The 20,401-nt window shown below is 71.7% G+C and carries 17 protein-coding genes; 13 read left to right on the top strand and 4 right to left on the bottom strand.

What is annotated here, in order from left to right; translation table 11 throughout:
* Positions 1–73: 73 nt before the first annotated feature.
* Both BLW47_RS02050 and BLW47_RS02045 read right to left on the bottom strand, forming a co-directional pair.
* On the bottom strand, positions 74–1,705 hold the full coding sequence (locus BLW47_RS02050; RefSeq protein WP_091550666.1) for a glycoside hydrolase family 13 protein: 1,632 nt from the start codon (positions 1,703–1,705) through the stop codon (positions 74–76).
* Positions 1,706–1,796: 91 nt separating this feature from the next.
* Positions 1,797–2,870, bottom strand: a complete 1,074-nt coding sequence (locus BLW47_RS02045) for a LacI family DNA-binding transcriptional regulator (protein ID WP_091550663.1) — start codon at positions 2,868–2,870, stop codon at positions 1,797–1,799.
* Positions 2,871–3,052: 182 nt separating this feature from the next.
* Between BLW47_RS02045 and BLW47_RS02040 the strand changes: the two genes are divergently transcribed.
* The 12 genes from BLW47_RS02040 to BLW47_RS01985 all read left to right on the top strand — a co-directional run bounded on the left by BLW47_RS02040 (position 3,053) and on the right by BLW47_RS01985 (position 17,609).
* Positions 3,053–4,294 carry a sugar ABC transporter substrate-binding protein gene (locus BLW47_RS02040; RefSeq protein WP_091550661.1) on the top strand — a complete coding sequence of 414 codons (1,242 nt, stop codon included), beginning with the start codon at positions 3,053–3,055 and terminating at the stop codon, positions 4,292–4,294.
* Positions 4,294–5,916 (top strand): ABC transporter permease subunit, encoded by a 1,623-nt coding sequence (locus tag BLW47_RS02035; RefSeq protein WP_091550658.1) that lies wholly within the window; start codon positions 4,294–4,296, stop codon positions 5,914–5,916. The genes BLW47_RS02040 and BLW47_RS02035 overlap by 1 nt, the downstream gene beginning before the upstream one ends.
* Complete coding sequence (locus BLW47_RS02030) at positions 5,913–6,755, top strand: sugar ABC transporter permease (RefSeq protein WP_091550656.1); 843 nt, start codon at positions 5,913–5,915, stop codon at positions 6,753–6,755. Before BLW47_RS02035 ends, BLW47_RS02030 begins: the two co-directional genes overlap by 4 nt.
* 5 nt (positions 6,756–6,760) lie before the next feature.
* Entirely contained in the window at positions 6,761–8,563 is a 1,803-nt protein-coding gene (locus BLW47_RS02025) for a glycoside hydrolase family 13 protein (RefSeq protein WP_091550652.1), read from the top strand.
* Positions 8,564–8,745: 182 nt separating this feature from the next.
* Positions 8,746–9,087: a hypothetical protein gene (locus tag BLW47_RS02020; RefSeq protein WP_091552368.1), complete on the top strand. Its 342-nt coding sequence runs from the start codon at positions 8,746–8,748 to the stop codon at positions 9,085–9,087.
* Between the two features lie 277 nt (positions 9,088–9,364).
* Positions 9,365–10,435, top strand: coding sequence for a BMP family lipoprotein (locus tag BLW47_RS02015; RefSeq protein ID WP_091550650.1), 1,071 nt, complete (start codon positions 9,365–9,367; stop codon positions 10,433–10,435).
* 137 nt (positions 10,436–10,572) lie between these two features.
* Positions 10,573–12,111, top strand: a complete 1,539-nt coding sequence (locus BLW47_RS02010; RefSeq protein WP_091550647.1) for an ABC transporter ATP-binding protein — start codon at positions 10,573–10,575, stop codon at positions 12,109–12,111.
* On the top strand, positions 12,108–13,445 hold the full coding sequence (locus tag BLW47_RS02005; protein ID WP_091550644.1) for an ABC transporter permease: 1,338 nt from the start codon (positions 12,108–12,110) through the stop codon (positions 13,443–13,445). The genes BLW47_RS02010 and BLW47_RS02005 overlap by 4 nt, the downstream gene beginning before the upstream one ends.
* Positions 13,446–13,447: 2 nt before the next feature.
* The gene (locus tag BLW47_RS02000) at positions 13,448–14,716 is read left to right on the top strand and encodes an ABC transporter permease (RefSeq protein ID WP_091550641.1); all 1,269 of its coding nucleotides are present in this window, start codon (positions 13,448–13,450) and stop codon (positions 14,714–14,716) included.
* 30 nt (positions 14,717–14,746) lie between these two features.
* Positions 14,747–15,448, top strand: a complete 702-nt coding sequence (locus tag BLW47_RS01995; protein WP_091550638.1) for a cytidine deaminase — start codon at positions 14,747–14,749, stop codon at positions 15,446–15,448.
* 134 nt (positions 15,449–15,582) lie between these two features.
* Positions 15,583–16,863, top strand: coding sequence for a thymidine phosphorylase (locus BLW47_RS01990; RefSeq protein WP_091550635.1), 1,281 nt, complete (start codon positions 15,583–15,585; stop codon positions 16,861–16,863).
* A gap of 65 nt (positions 16,864–16,928) precedes the next feature.
* Positions 16,929–17,609, top strand: a complete 681-nt coding sequence (locus tag BLW47_RS01985) for a DUF4272 domain-containing protein (RefSeq protein WP_091550632.1) — start codon at positions 16,929–16,931, stop codon at positions 17,607–17,609.
* Between the two features lie 17 nt (positions 17,610–17,626).
* Here BLW47_RS01985 and BLW47_RS01980 read toward each other — a convergent pair whose 3' ends face one another.
* Positions 17,627–18,460, bottom strand: coding sequence for a putative RNA methyltransferase (locus tag BLW47_RS01980; RefSeq protein WP_091550630.1), 834 nt, complete (start codon positions 18,458–18,460; stop codon positions 17,627–17,629).
* 68 nt (positions 18,461–18,528) lie between these two features.
* Between BLW47_RS01980 and BLW47_RS01975 the strand changes: the two genes are divergently transcribed.
* Entirely contained in the window at positions 18,529–19,605 is a 1,077-nt protein-coding gene (locus tag BLW47_RS01975) for an adenosine deaminase (RefSeq protein WP_091550627.1), read from the top strand.
* A gap of 22 nt (positions 19,606–19,627) precedes the next feature.
* On the opposite strand, the gene BLW47_RS01970 is transcribed toward BLW47_RS01975, so the two are convergent.
* Positions 19,628–20,284, bottom strand: a complete 657-nt coding sequence (locus BLW47_RS01970) for a uridine kinase family protein (RefSeq protein WP_245736278.1) — start codon at positions 20,282–20,284, stop codon at positions 19,628–19,630.
* Positions 20,285–20,401: the final 117 nt, after the last annotated feature.

Below are 20,401 nucleotides of genomic sequence, written 5' to 3'. Positions count from 1 at the left end.
AAGGGGTCCGGCGAAACACCGCCCAGTCGCCCGTCGGCGCGAAGCACAACGGGCGACCAGGGTCTACCGCCTACTACCCAGCCGTCCGGGCTTCGAACCACGCGGCCGCGTCGGCGGGCAGAAAAATGTCCCCGTCCCGCTCGATCAGCGCTTCGCTGGCCAGCAGCGGGGTGCCGTACCTGCCGACGGGGGCCGGAGCGTCGCCGAAGTTGACGGCGCAGACGAAGCCCCCGGCGCGGGCGAAGGCGAGCACACCCGGCTCCGAGTCCAGCCAGGCGAGTTCCGACTCGCCCCCGAGCGCCGGGTGGGCGGCCCGCAGCCGCAGCGCGGCGCGGTAGAGCTCCAGGGTGGAGGCGGGATCACCGGTCTGCGCGGCGACCGACAGCGCCGCCCAGGTCGCGGGCGCGGGCAGCCAGGACGACGCGCACCCGTCCGGCCCGAAGCCGTACGGCGGCTGGTCCCCGCTCCACGGCAACGGCACCCGGCAGCCGTCGCGGCTCTCGCCGGTGCGCAGGAACGCCGGGTCCTGCCGCAGCTCGTCCGGGAGGTCCAGCACCTCCGGCAGACCGAGCTCCTCGCCCTGGTAGACGTAGGCGCAGCCGGGCAGCGCGAGCATCAGCAGCGCCGCCGCCCGCGCCCGGCGCAGCCCCGCCGGACCGTCGCCGTACCGGGTGACGTGCCGCTGCTTGTCGTGGTTGGAGAGCACCCACGTGGTGGGCGCGCCGACGATCGTCGCCTCGCCGAGCGCGGTGTCGATCACCTTGCGGAACGAGTCCGCCGACCAGGTGGCGTCGAGGAAGTCGAAGTTGAACGCCTGGTGCAGTTCGTCCGGTCCGATGTAGCGGGCCAGGCGCTGCGGGGTCTCCGCCCACGCCTCGGCGACCGCCATCCGGCCGCCGGGGTAGCTGTCCAGGATGGGCCGCCAGGCGCGGTAGATGTCGTGCACCTCGTCCTGGTCGAAGTAGGGGAGCCGGCCCTTGCCGAGCAGCTCGACCTGGCGCTGCCCGGTCGCGGAGCTGTGGCCGACGTCCGGCAGCCCCTCCTCCTTGATCATCCCGTGCGCCACGTCGATCCGGAAGCCGTCGACGCCGCGGTCCAGCCAGAAGCGCAGGATGTCCTCGAACTCCGCGCGCACCTCGGGGTGCCGCCAGTTGAGGTCCGGCTGCGCCGGGTCGAACAGGTGCAGGTACCACTCGCCGTCCGGCACCCGGGTCCACGCCGAACCGCCGAAGATGGACTCCCAGTCGTTGGGCGGCAGTTGCCCGTCCGAGCCGCGACCGGGCCGGAACAGGTACCGGTCGCGTTCGGCCGAGCCGGGGCCGGCGGCCAGCGCGGCGGCGAACCACGGGTGCGCGCTGGACGTGTGGTTGGGCACGATGTCCACGATGATCCGCAGCCCGAGCGCGTGCGCATCGGTGATCATGGCGTCGAAGTCGGCGAGCGTGCCGAACATCGGATCCACGTCGCGGTAGTCGGAGACGTCGTAGCCGCCGTCGACCATGGGGGAGCGGTAGAACGGCGTCAGCCACAGCGCGTCCACCCCCAGGTCGCGCAGGTACGGCAGGCGCTGCCGGATGCCCCGCAGGTCACCGGTCCCGTCGCCGTCCCCGTCGGCGAAGCTGCGTACGTAGACCTGGTAGACGACCGCGGCGCGCCACCAGTCTTCGTCGGTCGTCGGCGTCGCTGCGGCGGCAAAGGTCGTCACGGTCTCCCCGTTCGTGATCGGACGCGGTCGTACCCCAGCAGGATGCGGGGGACCGTTGAAAGAGTCAAGCAACCCTTGCGCAAGAAATGGGCTACCGGCCGGTGGGCGACGCGGACGCCGCGAGGTCCCGCGCCGCCGGTGCCGTCCCGGTCGAGCCCCGCACCACCAGCTCGGGGCGGAACACGTACTCGGAGTGCGGGGCCGCGTGCCCGTTGATCTCGTCGACCAGCGCCCGCACCGCGGCGACCGCCATCGCGCGGACCGGCTGGCGCACGGTGGTCAGCGGCGGATCGGTGAAGGCGATCAGCGGTGAGTCGTCGTAGCCGACCACCGACAGCTCGCCGGGGACCGACAGGCCGCGCTGGCGGGCGGCGCGGATCGCACCCAGCGCCATCAGGTCGGAGCCGCAGACCAGCCCGGTGACGCCGCGCTCGATGAGCCGACCGGCGGCCGCCTCGCCCCCCTCGACGCCGAAGAGCGACAGCGAGACGAGCTCGTCGAGCTCGGCCTCGGTCGATCCGAGCAGGCGGGTCATCGCGGCCCGGTAGCCGGCCAGCTTGCGCTGCACCGGGATGAACCGGTCCGGCCCGGTGATCAGCCCGATCCGTCGGTGCCCGAGCGCCACCAGGTGGGAGACGGCGAGCTCGCCCGCCACGCGGTCGTCGCAGGAGACGAACGGCGCCCCGACGTCCCGGGCGAAGCCGTTGACCAGCACGATCGGCAGGGGGCGGCCGATCAGCTTGCGGTAGCGGTCATGATCGGCGCTGGTGTCGGCGTGCAGCCCGGAGACGAACACGATGCCGGAGACCTGGCGGTCGAGGAGCATCTCCACGTACTCGTCCTCGGTGACCCCGCCGGGCGTCTGCGTGCAGAGCACCGGCGTGTAGCCCGACTGCGCCAGCGCCGACTCGATGATCTGCGCGAAGGCCGGGAAGATCGGATTGTCCAGCTCCGGGACGACGAGGCCCACCAGCCCCGCGCTGCGCTTGCGCAGCCGCGCCGGGCGTTCGTATCCGAGCACGTCCAGCGCGGTCAGCACCGCCTGCCGGGTCTCGGGCGAGACCCCGGGCCGGTCGTTGAGGACGCGCGACACGGTCGCCTCGCTCACCTGGGCCTGCTGGGCGATGTCGGACAGTCGTGCGCGCATGGCGGCACTGTAGCTCACGAGCAAGATCTTGCCGGACTCATTGCAAGCCCTTCCATTGCTTGCAACCTCTTGCTAACGTCCCGGCAACACGCGACAGGAGCGGCGCCACCAGGGCGCCGGTTGACACCCCCTCACGAACATCCCCACCTGGTCGGGGCGGTCCCGGCGACCGTCCGGCCGTGAAAACGACAGGAGTTCCGATGCGCATCCGTACCGCGGGTGTGGTCGCCGTCTTCGCCCTCGCCCTCACCGCCTCCGGCTGCGGCGGCGACGAGCCGGCCGTGAAGGATTCCCCCAAGGCGGCCGGCGGCAAGCTGGTGATCTGGTCCGACGACAAGCGGGCGGCGGCCCTCAAGCCGTTCGCGGAGAAGTTCGGCCAGGAGAACGGCGTGACCGTCGACGTCCAGGCCATCTCCAAGGACCAGCAGACCACCTTCGTCACCGCTTCCCAGCAGGGCAGCGGACCGGACGTGATGGTCGGCGCGCACGACTGGATCGGCAACCTCGTGCAGAACGGGGCGATCGACCCGGTGCAGCTCTCGGCGGCGCAGAAGAGCGCGTTCGCCGAGGTGGCGCTGAAGGCCGTGACCTTCAACGGCCAGGTGTACGGCGTGCCGTACGCGACCGAGAACGTCGCGCTGATCCGCAACACCGCGCTCGCCCCGCAGGCTCCGGCGACGATCGAGGAGCTCGTCGCGACGGGTAAGAAGCTGAAGGCCGAGAAGAAGGTCAGCGAACTGCTCTGCCTGCAGGTCGGGCAGAACGGCGACGCCTACCACCTCTACCCGCTCTACACCTCCGCGGGCGGCTCCCTGTTCGGCACCACCGCCGGCGGCGACTACGACCCGAAGAACCTCGGCGTCGGCACCCCCGCCTCGATCGCGGCATTCGAGAAGATCAAAAAGCTCGGCGAGAAGGGCGACGGCGCCCTGAAGCGCTCGATCACCCCGGAAAACTCCATCGCCACCTTCACCAGCAAGAAGTGCGCCTTCCTGGTCTCCGGACCGTGGGCGATCACCGACGCGAAGAAGGCGAACATCACGTACGACATCTCGCCCGTTCCCGGCTTCGCCGGGGGCAAGCCGGCGCAGCCGTTCGTCGGCGTGCAGGCGTTCTACGTCGCGGCGAAGGGAAAGAACAAGCCGCTCGCCCAGGAGTTCGTGGCGAACTACCTGACCACGCCGGATTTGGCCGTCGCGCTCTACCGGGCCGAGCCGCGCCCGCCGGCGCTGACCGCCGCCTTCGACCAGGTCAAGGGGACCGATCCCGACCTCGTGAAGTTCCAGGAGGCCGGCAGGGACGGGCACGTGCTGCCGGCGGTCCCGGAGATGGCCGCGATCTGGGACCCGTTCGGCAAGGCGGAGGCCGCCATCATCGGCGGCGCCGACGTGACCGGCACGGTCACCGCCGCCGCGAAGACCATCTCCAACCAGATCAAGTAATGCCGACGCAACTCCCCGGCGCGGGGCCCGGCCTCCGGGCCCCGCGGCCGGGCCGGCCCACCCCGGCCCGGCCGCGCGCCGACCGGCCGGTCACGCTCACCGGGCTCGTCGTGAAGATCGTGCTGCTCGGACTCACCGTGGGCATCGCGATCTGGGCGGCCTTCCCGCTGATCCAGACGAGGGCGTGGACCGGGCTCGCGATCCTCGCGCTGACCACGGCGGGCCTGTGCTACCTCTACCTGACCCGCCGCCACGTGCCCGCCAAGTACCTGGTGCCCGGCACGCTCTTCCTCATCGCGTTCCAGGTCCTCCCGGTGCTCTATACCGTCAGCACCTCGCTGACGAACTTCGGCGACGGGCACCGGGGGAGCAAGCAGGAGGCGATCGTCGCGATCCAGACCGCGTCGGTGGTCCAGGTGCCGGGCTCCGCCGAGTACGCGCTGGCGGTCGCCACCACCGGCGACCCCGCGACCGGCCCGTTGGTCTTCCTGGTGACCGATCCGGCGACCGGAGCGGTCTCGGCCGGCGATGCCGAGGGGCTGCGCCCCCTGCAGGACGGCGCCGCGACGGTCAACTCCGCCGGCAGGGTCACCGCCGCGTCCGGGTACACCGTCCTCAACGCCGGGCAGGTCAGCGCGCGGGGACCGGAGGTCGCGGAGTTCGCGGTGCCGACGGCCGGCGGCGCGATCCGGGCCACCGGCCTGTCCCGCGCCTATGAGGGCAAGGCGATGCGGTCGTACGACCCGGGCTGCGACTGCGTCCGGGACGCGACGAGCGGCCGGACCTGGACCGCGGACCCGGCGAACGGGTCGTTCGTCGCCGCCGACGGTGAGCGGCTCGCGCAGGGCTGGCGGGTCACCGTGGGGTTCCGCAACTTCGCCCGCATCATCACCGACGACAGCATCTCCGGCCCGTTCGTGCGCACGCTGGGCTGGAACTTCCTGTTCGCGATCGGCTCCACGGGTGGCACGTTCGCGCTCGGCCTGCTCTGCGCGTTGGCGCTGCACTCGCCGCGGGTGCGGGCGACGAACGTGTACCGGGTCCTGCTGATCCTGCCGTACGCCATGCCGTCGTTCGCGATGCTGCTGGTCTGGCGGGACATGTTCAACACCGACTTCGGACTGGTCAACCAGCTCCTCGGGCTACAGGTGGACTGGTTCGGCCAGTCCTGGTCGGCGCGGGCGGCGGTGATCCTGGTGCAGTTGTGGCTCGGGTACCCGTACATGTTCCTGGTGGCGACCGGGGCGTTGCAGGCGATCCCGCGGGAGCTGACCGAGGCCACCTCCGTGGACGGCGCGACGCCCTGGCAGTCGTTCCGGAAGATCACGCTGCCGCTGCTGCTGGTCGCGCTCTCGCCGCTGCTGATCTCCTCGTTCGCCTACAACTTCAACAACTTCAACGCGATCTACCTGACCACCGAGGGCGGCCCATTCCCGTCGGACAACCCGTCAGTCGGCGCGACCGACCTGCTCATCACGTACACCTATCGGCTGGCCTTCGGCGCGGCCGGCGCGCAGTTCGGCTTCGCCGCGGCGATCTCGATCTTCATCTTCGCGCTCGTCGCGGTGATCTCGGCGGTGAGCTTCCGGCGGACGCGGCAGCAGGAGGAGGTCTACTCATGACCTGGTTCTCCCGGGTGGGGTGGCGGCATCTCGTCGCGCTCCTGGCGGTGGCGTTCTCGCTCTTCCCGATCCTGTTCGTGGTCTCCGCGGCGCTGAACCCGGTCGGCACGCTGTCGTCGACCGAACTCGTGCCGACCGGCGCCTCGCTGACCAACTTCGGCGAGCTGTTCTCCCGGACCGCGTTCGGCCGATGGTTCGTGAACTCGCTGCTGATCGCCGGGGTCTCGGCGGCGGCCGCGGTGTTCCTGTCCGCGCTGGCCGCGTACGCCTTCAGCCGGATGCGTTTCACGGGCCGGCGCGTCGGACTGCTGGCCCTGCTGTTGGTCCAGATGTTCCCGCAGTTCCTGGCGATCGTCGCGATCTTCCTGATCTTCACGACGGTCACCGACCTGTGGCCGGGGATCGGGTTCAACACGCCCTGGGGCCTGCTGCTGCTGTATCTGGGCACGGCGCTCGGGGTGAACACGTGGTTGATGAAGGGCTTCTTCGACACGGTGCCGCGCGAGCTGGACGAATCGGCCACGATGGACGGCGCGACGCACGCGCAGATCTTCTTCCGGATCATGTTGCCGTTGGTGTCGCCGATCCTCGCGGTGACCGGGCTGCTCGCCTTCATCGGGACGATCAACGAGTTCCTGATCGCCAACGTGTTCCTCACCGACACCGGCTCGAAGACGTTGTCGGTCGGGATGTGGGGACTGGTCGCGGGCGAGCGGAACAACAACTTCGGCATCTTCTGCGCGGGAACGCTGCTCACCGCGGTGCCGACCGTGCTGGTCTTCCAGTATCTGCAGCGCTACATCGTCTCCGGCCTCACGTCCGGCGCGGTCAAGGGATGAGTCACATGCAGGCCCACCACGACGGCTCGCCGCTCTACGTCCCGCAGCAGGCACCGCGGCTCGGCGAGGTGGTCCCGGTCTTCCTCCGGGCCCCCGCCGGCGTGCGGCGGATACACGTACGGTCCACACCGGACGGTGAGCCGCGCTTCACGGCGGCGGTCGTCGACCGGCGCACAGAGAACGGCGACGTCTGGTGGCGCGCCGACGTGCTGGTCCGCAACCCGGTCACCACGTACCGCTTCCTCCTGGACGCCGACGGCGGTCCGCGCTGGCTCACCGCGCTCGGCGAGTGCGGTCACGACGTGCCGGACGCGACGGACTTCCGGCTGCTGGCGTACGACCCGCCGCCGGCCTGGGCGCGGGACGCCGTCGTCTACCAGATCTTCCCCGACCGCTTCGCCCGCTCGGCGGCCGCGGCCGACCGCCCGGCGCCGCCCTGGGCCATGCCGTGCGACTGGGACACGCCCGTCGTGGGGCGGGGCCCGGAGACGCCGCACCAGTTCTACGGCGGTGATCTGGACGGGATCGCGGCGCGCCTCGACCACCTGGAGCGGCTCGGCGTCAACACCGTCTACCTGACGCCGATCTTCCCGGCGCGCTCCAACCACCGCTACGACGCGGCCGCGTTCGACCGGGTCGACCCGCTGCTCGGCGGGGACGCCGCGCTCGCCCGGCTGGCCGCCGCCGTACACGCCCGCGGCTGGCGGCTGATCGGCGACATCACCAGCAACCACACCGGCGACGGCCACGAGTGGTTCACCGCCGCGGTCGCCGACGTGGCCGCGCCGGAGCGGGAGCTGTACTACTTCGATGCGGAGGCCGGCGACTACGAGTCGTGGAACGGCGTGAAGTCGCTGCCGAAGCTGAACTGGGGGAGCGCCGAGCTGCGCCGCCGCTTCCTCGACGGGCCGGACTCGGTGATGGGGCGGTGGCTGCGTCCGCCGTACGGGCTGGACGGCTGGCGGGTGGACGTGGCGAACATGACCGGCCGGCGCGGTGCCGACGCGTACACCCACGAGGTGGCGGCGCTGCTGCGCCGCGCGGTGGTGGCGGCCCGGCCGGACGGGCTGGTGCTCGCGGAGCACGGCCACGACTACACCCGCGACCTGGACGCCGACGGCTGGCACGGCACGATGAACTACCCCGGCTTCACCGACCCGATCTGGAGCTGGCTGGTCGCCGACGGCGTACGGCTGCCCAACTTCCTCGGCGTTCCCGGCGGGGTGCGCCGGCGCGACGGGAGCGCCGCGCTGGCCACCATCCGCGGGTTCGCTTCGCTGGTCTCCTGGCGGTCGTACACCCACTCGTGGCAGCTGCTCGGCTCGCACGACTCCGCCCGGATCCGGTCGGTGGTCGGCGACGCGGCGCGGCAGGAGGTCGCCGCCGGGCTGCTCTGCACGCTTCCCGGCACCCCGATGATCTTCGCCGGTGACGAGCTCGGGCTGCGCGGCGAGAACGGCGAGGCGTCCCGGACGCCGATGCCGTGGGACCGGTCGGAGAGCTGGGACGCCGATACCTTCGCGCGCTACCGCGCGCTCGTCGCGCTGCGTCGTGCCCAGCCGGCGCTGCGGCACGGCGGCCTGCGCTGGCTGCATGCCGACGCCGATGCGCTGGTCTTCGTCCGCGAGGCGGTGGAGGGCGGTGTGCTGGTGCTCGCCCGGCGGGCCCCGGGCGTGCCGGTGCGGCTGGCCGGACTCGGCAGCGCCGACAACGTGTACGGCGGGGCGCCCGGGTTGGCCCCGGCCGCGGACGGCGCGGTCACGCTCCCGGCCGACGGCCCGACCTTCCAGGTCTGGCGCCTCGTCTGATCGCGCCTCCCGCCCGTCCCGCCACGGCCTCGCCGTCCGCGCCGCCGGCCGCCGTGGCGTCCGCGGTCTGAACCCCGGGACGTCCCGGCCGTCCCTGCTGCGGACGGCCGGGACGCCCTTGATCCACAAGGAGGGGTGGGGCCTGAGTTGCGTGCCGGTGCCACTCAGGGAAGATGTGGCGCGTGGAACCTCTGCGGCTTGTGCTCCTCTTCGTGCATCTGATCGGCTTCGCCCTGCTGCTCGGCGGCGCGATCACGCAGTACCTGACCGGACGCTTGAAGATCAACAGCGCCATGCTCTGGGGCGCCGCCATCCAGGTGCTCACCGGGGTGGGCCTGTCCGCGCCGCTGCGCGACGGCCACGAGCCGTCGCCGGCGAAGCTCGCGACCAAGTTGGTGCTCGGTCTGATGATCTTCGCGATGGTGTTCTTCTCGCGGAAGCGGGAAGCCGTCAACCGCGGGCACTTCCTCGCGATCATCGGATTGACGCTGCTCAACGCGGGGGTCGCGGTCTTCTGGCGGTGACCCGCAGCGGCGGGTGGAGTGCGGCAAATGCCGGGTTTGCCGGAGTGGTTCAGCCGTTAGGGTGGCGATCGCCGGCCGCGCGAGTGATCTCGGGCACTGGCGAGTTACGTGAGGGTAACGGGGGCCCAACAGTCGTGCACGATTGTCGGCCGTTGGACGGTCACCGGCGTACGCTCCCGTCCGAACACGTCCGGTCCGATCGGCTGGGCGAGGAATCGCAATACCGCAACCTCGCGGTGTGCTATGGAAGGAGACCGTCTTGCGCGCTACGCGTGGGATGCGGATCGTCTCGGTATTCGCGGTAGGCGGGCTCGCGCTGAGCGCCGCCGCGTGCGGTGAGGCGCCGAAGAACAACGAAGGTGGCAGCAACGCCGCCAACAAGTACACCGCCTGCATGGTGACCGACACCGGTGGCATCGACGACAAGTCGTTCAACGCGGGCGCGTGGGCGGGTCTGCAGGCCGCGCAGAAGACGCAGAGCAACGTCGACCCCAAGTACGTCGCCTCGGCGGCGGAGGCCGACTACGAGCCGAACCTGACCCAGTACGTCAACCAGAAGTGCAACTTCATCCTCGCGGTCGGCGGACTGATGCGCGACGCCACGCTGAAGATCGCGCAGGCGAACGCGAACCAGGAGTTCGGCATCGTCGACTCCAAGATCGCTGAAGTGAAGAACGTCTACCCGATGCAGTTCGACACCGCCCAGGCCGCGTTCCTCGCCGGCTACCTCGCGGCTGGTTACTCGAAGACGGGCACGGTCGCCACCTACGGCGGCATGAAGATCCCGCCGGTGACGATCTTCATGGACGGCTTCGTCGACGGCGTCGCGCACTACAACAAGGTCAAGAACAAGGACGTCAAGGTCCTCGGCTGGAACAAGGCCACCCAGAACGGCACGTTCGCCGAGGCCTTCACCGACCAGGCCAAGGGCAAGGCGATCAGCGACACGTTCGTCGCGCAGCGCGCCGACGTGATCATGCCGGTCGCCGGCGGCACCGGCCTGGGCACCGCGTCGGCCGCCAAGGAGTCCGGCAAGTTCTCGGTCATCTGGGTCGACTCGGACGGCTGCGAGAGCGCCGCCCAGTACTGCTCGGCCTTCCTCAGCACCGTCGAGAAGAACATCTCCGGCGCGGTGGAGCAGGCCGTCGTCGCGGGCGCCAAGGGCGACAAGCTCGACAACGCCACCGGCTACGTCGGCACGCTGGCCAACGACGGCGTCTCGCTCGCGCCGTACCACGAGTTCGACGGCAAGGTCCCGGCCGAGCTCAAGGCGGAGGTCGAGAAGCTGAAGGCGGACGTCGTCTCCGGCGCCATCAAGGTCGAGTCCCCCAACTCGCCGACCAAGTGATCCGTGGCCGCGGAACGGGGTTGACCCGTTCCGCGGCGCACGAATCGGGAACGCATCCGGCCGTGGTGCGGTCCGCGGGCCACCCGCGGACCGCACCACGGCCGAACCCCTGACAGCGCTCGTGCGAGGAGACTCCGCTGAGACTCGAACTGCGCGGCATCACCAAGCGCTTCGGTGACCTGGTCGCCAACGACCACATCGACCTGACGGTGGAGCCCGGCGAGATCCACGCCCTGCTCGGTGAGAACGGCGCGGGCAAGTCCACCCTGATGAACGTCCTGTACGGGCTGCTGCAGCCGGACGAGGGGGAGATCCTCGTCGACGGCGCCCCCGTGCAGATCCACACCTCCCGCGACGCGATCGCCGCCGGCATCGGCATGGTGCACCAGCACTTCATGCTGGTGCCGGTCTTCACGGTGGCGGAGAACGTGATCCTCGGCGCGGAGAAGGTCCGCGGCGGCCTGCTCGGCTGGCTCGACCGTGGCCGCGCCCGGCGCGAGGTGCTCGACGTGTCGACCCGGTACGGCCTGCGGGTCGACCCGGACGCGATCGTCGAGGACCTGCCCGTCGGCATCCAGCAGCGCGTCGAGATCATCAAGGCGCTGACCCGCGACGTCGACCTGCTGATCCTGGACGAGCCGACCGCGGTGCTGACCCCGCAGGAGACCGACGAGCTGCTCGCCGTCATGCGCACCCTCAAGGCCGACGGCAAGTCGATCGTCTTCATCACGCACAAGCTGCGGGAGGTGAAGGCGATCGCCGACCGGATCACGGTCATCCGGCGCGGTCGTACGGTCGGCACCGCCAGCCCCGACGCGAGCGAGGACGAGCTCGCCGCCCTGATGGTCGGGCGCCAGGTGAGCCTGGTGGTCGAGAAGCCCCCGGCCGCGCCGCGCGGACCGATCCTCGAGATCGGCGGCCTCGTCGTCAATGACGAACGCGGCCACCGCGCCGTGGACGGGGTCGACCTGACCGTCCGGGCCGGCGAGGTCCTCGGGATCGCCGGCGTGCAGGGCAACGGGCAGACGGAGCTGGTCGAGGCGATCATGGGTCTGCGGCCGGTCGTGGCCGGCTCGATCACGCTGGACGGCGCGCCGATGGTGGGGCGCAGCCCGAAGGACGTGCTCCGGGCGGGCGTCGGCTACGTGCCCGAGGACCGCAGCGTCGACGGTCTGGTCAAGGAGTTCAGCGTCGCCGAGAACCTGGTCCTCGACCTGTACGACCAGGCGCCGTTCGGCAACGGGCTGGTGCTGCGTCCGGAGAAGATCGCGGCGTCGGCGAAGGAGCGGATCGCGCAGTTCGACGTGCGGACGTCGTCGCACGAATCACCCGTCGGCACGCTCTCCGGCGGCAACCAGCAGAAGGTGATCGTGGCCCGGGAGCTGTCCCGGCCGCTGAAGCTCTTCATCGCGTCGCAGCCGACCCGGGGCGTGGACGTCGGCTCGATCGAGTTCATCCACAAGCAGATCATCCACGAGCGGGACATCGGCACCGCGGTGCTGGTGGTCTCCAGCGAGCTCGACGAGGTGATCGGGCTGGCCGACCGGATCGCGGTGATGTACCGCGGCCGGGTCATCGCCATCGTGTCGCCCGACACCCCGCGCGAGGAGATCGGCCTGCTCATGGCGGGCATCACCGGCGAGGGCCCCGCATCCGACGAAGAGGTCGAGGCATGAGCACTCCGGACGACAGAGAGCCGGCGGTCGGCCCGGCGGACAGGACCCCCGCCGGCCCCGAGGGGGTGGCGGTGGACCCCGCGGTCGCCGCGACGGAGCAGCCGGGCGGCGAGCGGCAGCCGTCGCTGCCGCAGAACTTCCTGCAGAACCTGTGGGCGGCCAACACCGTCACCGTCACGGTGCTGTCGATGGTGCTGGCGCTGCTCATCGGCGCGGTGCTGATCATCGTGTCCGACCCGGACGTGCTGGCGACGTACTCGTACATCACCGCCCGGCCCAGCGACGCCATCAACGGCAGCTGGACGCTGGTGAGCGAGGCGTACGCGAACCTCTTCAAGGGCGCGATCGTCGACCCGGCGGCGGTGAGCGGCTGGCTCGCCGGGGAGAACACCTGGCAGGTGGTCTTCGCGCCGATCTCGGAGACGCTGACCTACGCTGCCCCGCTGGTGCTGACCGGTCTCGCGGTCGCGCTCGCGTTCCGCGGCGGCCTGTTCAACATCGGCGCCCAGGGCCAGGCGGTCATCGGCACGATCACCGCCGCGGTCGCCGGCTTCGTCCTCCCGCTGCCGGTCGGGGTGCACCTGATCGTCGCGCTGCTCGCCGGCGCGCTCGGCGGCGCGCTCTGGGGCTTCATCCCCGGCATCCTCAAGGCGCGCACCGGCGCCCACGAGGTCATCACCACGATCATGCTCAACTACACCGCGGGGCTCTTCCTGGGCTGGATCATCCTGCAGGGCGGCATCCACGACCCCAACCGGTCCGACGCGATCAGCAAGCGGGTCGACGGGTCCGCACAGCTGCCGGGCCTGCTCGGCGGCGGCCTCCGGGTCAACCTGGGCATCGTGCTCGCGGTCGCGGCCACCGTCGCCGTGGCGTGGCTGCTCAACCGGTCGGCCTTCGGCTTCGAGCTGCGCGCGGTCGGCGCCAACCCGGACGCCGCGCGCACCGCCGGGATCAGCGTCACCCGGACGTACGTGCTGCTGATGGTGTCCGCGGGCGCGCTCTCCGGGCTGGGCGGCGCGACCCAGGTGCTGGGCACCGCGCACACCCTGACCCCGCAGGTCGCCGGCAACATCGGCTTCGACGGCCTGCTCGTGGCCCTGCTCGGCCGGACACGGCCGTGGGGCGTCTTCCTCGCCGCGCTGCTGTTCGGCGCGTTGCGGGCCGGCGGCAACCGGATGCAGTCGTTCTCCGGTATCTCGCTGGAGCTGGTCACGGTCGTCCAGGCGCTCATCGTCATCTTCATCGCCGCACCCGCCCTCGTGAAGGCGATGTTCCGGCTCCGCGCGGCCCGCGCCGCCCGGCTGCAGACCTCCGTTGCGAAGGGCTGGTGACCATGTCCACCGTGACCGTGGAAGACCTGGCGGGCGTGACGGTGCCGCGGCGGTTCTGGACGCGTGAGCGCAAGACCGGGGCGGTGTTCGTGGCGCTCGGCGTGCTCGCGGCCGGGCTCTTCGGCGCGCTCGCGCCGGCCGAGACCGCCCGGTTCACGCTGAGCGAGGACGCCAGCGGCGCCGCACTGAAGATCAACGGCCAGTTCGGCGCGATCCTGTTCGGCATCGTCACCATCGGCGCGGGCGCGACCCTGCTGGCCGGCGTCGCCCGACGCTGGACGAGCACCCTGCTCGGGCTCGGCATCCTCGCCTTCGTGCTGTCGTTCCTGTGCTGGCAGGTGGCGGGGAAGTTCATGCCGCTGGTCGACACCGCCAAGGGCTCGCTGGAGCTGGCGCTGCCGCTGATCCTCGGGGCGCTCGCCGGGGTGCTCTGCGAGCGCAGCGGCGTGGTCAACGTGGCGATCGAGGGACAGTTCCTGATGGGGGCGTTCGGGGCCGCCCTGGTCGGCACGATGGCCGCCAGCGTCTGGATCGGTCTGCTCAGCGCGGCCGTCGGCGGTCTGGTCATCGCCGTGCTGCTGGCCGTGCTCGCCATGCGCTACCTGGTCGACCAGGTGGTCCTCGGCATCGTGCTCAACCTGCTGGCGCTCGGCCTGACCGGCTTCCTCTACGAGCGGTTGATGCAGCCGCACGCCGACGTCTACAACCAGCCGCCCCGGATGCCGACCTGGCGCATCCCCGGTCTCGCCGACATCCCGGTGGTCGGGCCGGTGCTGTTCAACACCAACCCGCTGGTCTACCTCGCGCTGATCCTGGTCGCCGTGATCAGCGTCGGGCTCGCGCGCACCCGGTGGGGGCTGCGCACCCGGGCCGTCGGCGAGCACCCCGCCGCCGCCGACACCGTCGGCATCCGGGTCAAGGGCACGCGTTACCGCAACGTCCTGCTCGGCGGGTTGATCGCCGGCGCCGGCGGGGCGTTCTTCACGCTCGTCTCCACCGGCAGCTTCAACAAGAACATGACCTCCGGCGCCGGGTTCATCGCGCTCGCCGCGCTGATCTTCGGCCGGTGGACGCCGGTCGGGGCGTTCTTCGCGGCGCTCTTCTTCGGCTTCGCGAACAAGCTCGCCACCTACCTGAGCGCGATCGGCAGCCCGGTGCCGAGCCAGTTCCTCAACATGCTCCCGTACCTGGCGACGCTGATCGCCGTGGCGGGGCTGGTCGGACGGGTGCGGGCGCCCGCCGCGGACGGCAAGCCGTTCATCAAGGGCTGAGCGACGACGGACACCAACGACGGGGGCATCGTGGAGATTGACTGGGCGCGGCTGCGGGCCGCCGCCACCGAGGTGATGCGGCACGCGTACGTGCCGTACTCGCAGTTCCCCGTCGGCGCGGCCGCCCTGGTCGACGACGGCCGGGTCGTGGTCGGCTGCAACGTCGAGAACGCGGCCTACGGTGTCGTGCTCTGCGCGGAGTGCGGCGTGGTCTCCTCGCTGCACGCCACCGGCGGTGGGCGGCTGGTCGCGCTCTCCTGCGTCGACGCCAACGGGGAGCCGCTGATGCCGTGCGGCCGGTGCCGGCAGCTGCTCTGGGAGCAGGGCGGCCCGGACTGCCTGATCGAGGCGAAGGACGGGCCGCTGCGGATGGCCGAACTGCTGCCGCACGCCTTCGACGTGACGGACCTGGCGGCGGTGACCGGCGAGACGTCGGTGCCGGCCGTGCCGCAGCGGCTGGCCGCCTTCCGCGGTCGCGGCACCGTCTTCGTGCACCCTGACATCTCCGCCGGCCAGCAGGTCTGGACGGCGTACTGGGAGCGGTCGGCCGGTGACGACGCGGCCGCCGAGACCGGTGTGCTGGAGGAGGGCCCGAGCTGGGACGACCCGGCCGACGCGATCGCCTGGGGCCTCGCCCGCAGTCCCCGGGTGGTGGTGGTCGACGCGGCCGGCAGCATCTTCTGGGCGGGCGAGGGTGAGCCGCCGATGGAGATCCCGGTTCGCTGGGGTTGAGCTTGGGGGATTCGGCCCGCCGTGCCCGGCTCCGGGCGGTCAGGCTTGATCCCTCCGCCGGGCACGGCGGGCCGAATCCCTCCGGTGCGCACGGCGCGCGGGTCGGTATCGCCATACGACTAAGAGAGATCTTGATGAGTGCTTTTACGGCGGTTGATGTCATTCGGGTGAAGCGCGACGGCGGGGTGTTGTCGGACGCGCAGATCGACTGGGTGGTGGAGGCGTACACCCGGGGCGAGGTTGCGGACGAGCAGATGTCGGCGCTGGCCATGGCCATCCTGCTGCGCGGCATGACGCCGGGCGAGATCGCCCGCTGGACCGCCGCCATGATCGCGAGCGGGGAGCGGCTCGACCTGTCCGGCGTGTCGCGTCCGACCGTGGACAAGCACTCGACCGGCGGGGTGGGCGACAAGATCACCTTGCCGCTCACCCCGCTGGTGGCGGCGTGTGGGGCGGCCGTGCCGCAGCTCTCCGGCCGCGGCCTCGGCCACACCGGCGGCACGCTCGACAAGCTGGAGTCCATCCCCGGCTGGCGGGCGGTGCTGAGCAACGACGAGTTCACCGCGCAGCTGGGCGACGTCGGTGCGGTGATCTGCGCCGCCGGCGCCGGGCTGGCCCCCGCCGACCGCAAGCTCTACGCCCTGCGCGACGTCACCGGCACCGTCGAGGCGATCCCGCTGATCGCGAGCTCGATCATGAGCAAGAAGATCGCCGAGGGGACCGGCGCGCTCGTGCTCGACGTGAAGGTGGGCTCCGGCGCGTTCATGAAGTCCCTCCCGGACGCCCGTGAGCTGGCCCGCACCATGGTCGACCTCGGCGGCGCGCACGGCGTGCGGACCGTGGCGCTGCTGACCGACATGTCGACCCCGCTCGGGTACGCCATCGGCAACGCGATCGAGGTCGACGAGACGCTCCAGGTGCTCGACGGCGCCGGCCCCGCCGACGTCGTCGAACTGACGCTCGCGCTGGCGCGCGAGATGCTCACCGCCGCCGGCCTGCCCGACGTGGACCCCGCCGAGGCGTTGCGCGACGGCCGGGCGATGGACTCCTGGCGCGCCATGATCCGCGCGCAGGGCGGCGACCCGGACGCGCCGCTGCCGATCGCCGCCGAGACCGAGACGGTGCGCGCCGAGCGGGACGGCGTGGTCGCGGCCGTCGACGCGTACACCATGGGGTTGACGGCGTGGCGGCTCGGCGCGGGACGGGCCCGCAAGGAGGACCCGGTGAGCGCCGCGGCCGGCGTCGTGCTGCACAAGAAGCCCGGCGATCCCGTCCGGGTCGGCGACCCCCTCTACGAGCTGCGGGCCGACAGCGCGGCACGGATCGCCGACGGGCTCGCCGCGGCGGCCGACGCCGTCGTCGTCGCCGACCGGGCGCCCGCCCCGACACCGCTGGTCATCGAGCGGATCGCCTGACCCGGCGCGGACGGGCTATCCTCCCGGACCGGGCTGTAACCACCCCGACTAGCAGGGACCGACGCGTGACCGTATCCGCTCCCGACCCCCGGGCGATCCGCGACGCCAGCATCGACGAGCTGCGCCGGCTGGGGCTGCCGCTGCCGCCGCCGCAGTATCCGCTCGTGTGGGAGCCCGGCGACTCCGTCGAACTGCGCCCGACCGGCGAGCTCGAGGCGCGGGTCGCGATCCTGCACGTCGTACTGGCGCGCTGCTTCGGTATGCCGCCCGAGGCGGCGATGAGCTGGATCCTCGGCTCACACCTCGTGGAACTGGTGACGCCGCCGGAGTGGCAGTTCATCATCGGCGGCCGTGGCGACCACCGGTCGTTCGTCCTGCACCACGACGCGATCTTCGCGCTGGGCTGGGTGCTCGGGCTCACCAAGCACCTCGACCCGCTCCAGCCGGTCGACAACACGATGATGGACCTGCTGCCCAACCTGCCGGCCGACGAGACGTTCGCGCAGTGGCGCTCGCGGATCCTGGCCGCGCCCCGGGACGCCGCCGAGGTCGCTGCCCTGCTCGACCTCTACTACTGCCTCGACTGGGCGTACCTGGAGGCGGAGCGGTCCGGCGCGCCCGCGCCGGGCGTGCTCGACGCCAACGCCATCGGACAGCGCCGCTGGGGGCTGGAATGGGCCGTGGTGCTGCGCGGGCCCTACCACGAGCCCCCGGCGGGCTGGGAGGAGATCGACCTCTCCACCTAGCCCGGCCGGTAGTCCAGCTAGCTCAGCCGGTAGACCCCGAGCCGGATCGCGGCGGTGACCGGGACCGGCTCGGCGAGCGCCGCGATCCCCGCGGCGAGCCGGTCGCCGTCGGCGTGCCACGCGCTCGGCCCCATCCCCACCAGAGTCCGCACCTCGGCGTGCGACAGCCGAAGCGTCCGCCGGTGCGTCTGCTCGCCCTCCAACGTGAAGCGGCCGGCGAGGCTGGCGGCGACCCGCTCGGCCTTCTCCGGGTCCACCCGCAGCAGGCCCAGCGTCTCGACCAGCTCGGCCAGGTGGTCGGCCGCGGGCGTCACCACCAGCAGCGCTCCGTCGCGGCGGAGCAGCCGGGCGAACTCGGCGCCGTTGCGCGGCGCGAACACGTTGAGCAGCAGACCCGCGGCATGATCGCCGACCGGCAGCCGGCCCCAGGTGTCGCAGAGCGCCGCCCCGGCCCGCGGGTGGGCGCGGGCGGCCCGGCGCAGCGCCGGCTTCGACACGTCGAGCGCCAGCCCGACCGCGCCGGGCAGCGCGTCGAGCACCACGCCGAGATGCCCGCCGGTGCCCGCGCCGGCATCCACGACCAGCCCCGGATCCGGGGCCGCTTCCCGCGCCGCGGCCGCGAGCGCCGCCGAGATGAAGCCGTACCGTCCGGCCCGCAGGAACTCGTCCCGCGCCGCGACCATCTCGGCGGTGTCCCCGGCGTGCGGGGCGCGGCCGGCGCTCAGGTTCACGTACCCCTGCTTCGCGATGTCGAAGCTGTGCCCCCGCTCGCAGCGCAGCGCCCGGTCGCCCGCCGCGACCGGCAGGCCGCAGACCGGACACCGCAGGTACGGCACCACGTCGCCGATCATGTCGCGTTCTTCTCCCGTGTTCCGCCCGCCGAAGCTTCCCACCCGACCGGGAGCACTAGTGTTTGACCATGGTCGCAATCACGCTCGACGAGATCGTCAAGGCCCCGAAGGCGCTGCTCCACGACCACCTCGACGGCGGGCTGCGGCCGGCGACGATCGTCGAGCTGGCCGACGCGGTCGGGCACCGGCTGCCCGCCACGGACCCGGAGGAGCTCGGCCGCTGGTTCGTCGCGGCCGCCAACTCCGGCTCCCTGGAGCGCTACCTGGAGACGTTCGACCACACCGTCGCGGTGATGCAGACCGAGGAGGCGCTGTACCGGGTCGCCGCCGAGTGCGCGCTCGACCTCGCCGCCGACGGCGTGGTGTACGCGGAGGTGCGCTACGCCCCGGAGCAGCACCTCGAACGCGGCCTCAGCCTCGAGCAGGTCGTCGAGGCGGTGCTCGCCGGGTTCGCGGCCGGGTCGGTCGAGGCGACCCGGGAGGGACGCCCGATCCGGGTCGGCACGCTGCTCACCGCGATGCGGCACGCGGCCCGGTCGCAGGAGATCGCCGAGCTGGCGGTCCGCTACCGCGACAACGGAGTGGTCGGTTTCGACATCGCCGGCGCCGAGGCGGGCTTTCCGCCCACCCGGCACCTGGACGCCTTCGAGTACCTGCAGCGGGAGAACTTCCACTTCACCATCCACGCCGGGGAGGCCTTCGGGCTGCCGTCGATCTGGCAGGCGATCCAGTGGTGCGGCGCCGACCGGCTCGGGCACGGCGTGCGGATCGTGGACGACATCACGCCGGGGCAACTTCCGGCGCTCGGCCGGCTCGCCGCGTACGTCCGGGACAAGCGGATTCCGCTGGAGCTCTGCCCCTCGTCGAACGTGCAGACCGGCGCCGCGCCGTCCATCGCCGAGCATCCCATCGGGCTGCTGCGGGATCTGCGTTTCCGGGTGACCGTCAACACCGACAACCGGCTGATGAGCGGCACGTCCATGTCGCGCGAGATGGCGCTGCTCGTCGAGGCGTTCGGGTACGGGTGGGCGGAACTGCAGTGGTTCACGATCAACGCGATGAAGAGCGCGTTCATCCCGTTCGACGAGCGCCTGACCATCATCAACGAGGTGATCAAGCCGGCGTACGCGAAGCTGCTGGGGTGAGGTCACCGGGGCGTGACCTTCGCTACGACGCGCACACCCGCGGGGCGGCTAGCGCGGAGGCCCGGCGTACGACCTCGCCGCCGCGGGCCGGGCGGCAGCCCAGGGCCGTCTGCCGGCGGAGCACCACCGGCTCCGCGCGCAGCAGCGTGAGGCCCCGGCGGATGAGCACGCCCGGCGGCTTGCGGCGCTCGACGAGGTCCCGGATCAGCCGGCGGAGGAAGGTCGCGCCGCGCGGTCGGCGCAGCGCGTAGGCGTCGATCAACAAGCCGCGGCGCCGGCATTCGGCCACGATCTCCGCGGCAAAAATGCCTTCGGCGACGAAAACTGGCGATCCGGCCAGAGAAAAGGTCCGAGTGGCCACCCGCCGGTCGGCGCCGATCGCGTAGACCGGTACCTCCGCCTCGCCGTCCCGGACGAGACGCTCGATCGTGTCGACGGCCGCCCCGGCGTCCCAGGCCAGTGGGGAGTCCCAGTCCACCAGTCCGGCCGAGCGCGGGATTGAGGGGTCGTCGCCATCCTTGTAAAAGTCGTCGAGCGACAAGACCGGCAGTCCGGTACGGCGGGCGATGTACGACTTGCCCGATCCGGAAGGGCCGGCAAGCAGGATAACTCCGGCGAAACCTGTGCTCACTGCGAGTGACTCCGAATTTGACGCGGTGCAATCAAGGGCGATGAACATCCCATCACACCCAGAGCGACAGCCAACCTGGGCTTTCTTCTTGAGGGGCGGCGTGATGGAATCTCGGAGGTCCGATCCGCCCGGGTCGGTCGATGGGCGGTGCCCGGCACTGACGGG

Source organism: Micromonospora pattaloongensis (assembly GCF_900107255.1).
In the GTDB taxonomy this organism is placed as follows: Bacteria; Actinomycetota; Actinomycetes; order Mycobacteriales; family Micromonosporaceae; genus Micromonospora_I; species Micromonospora_I pattaloongensis.
This window is presented reverse-complemented; position numbering and strand designations above follow the sequence as displayed.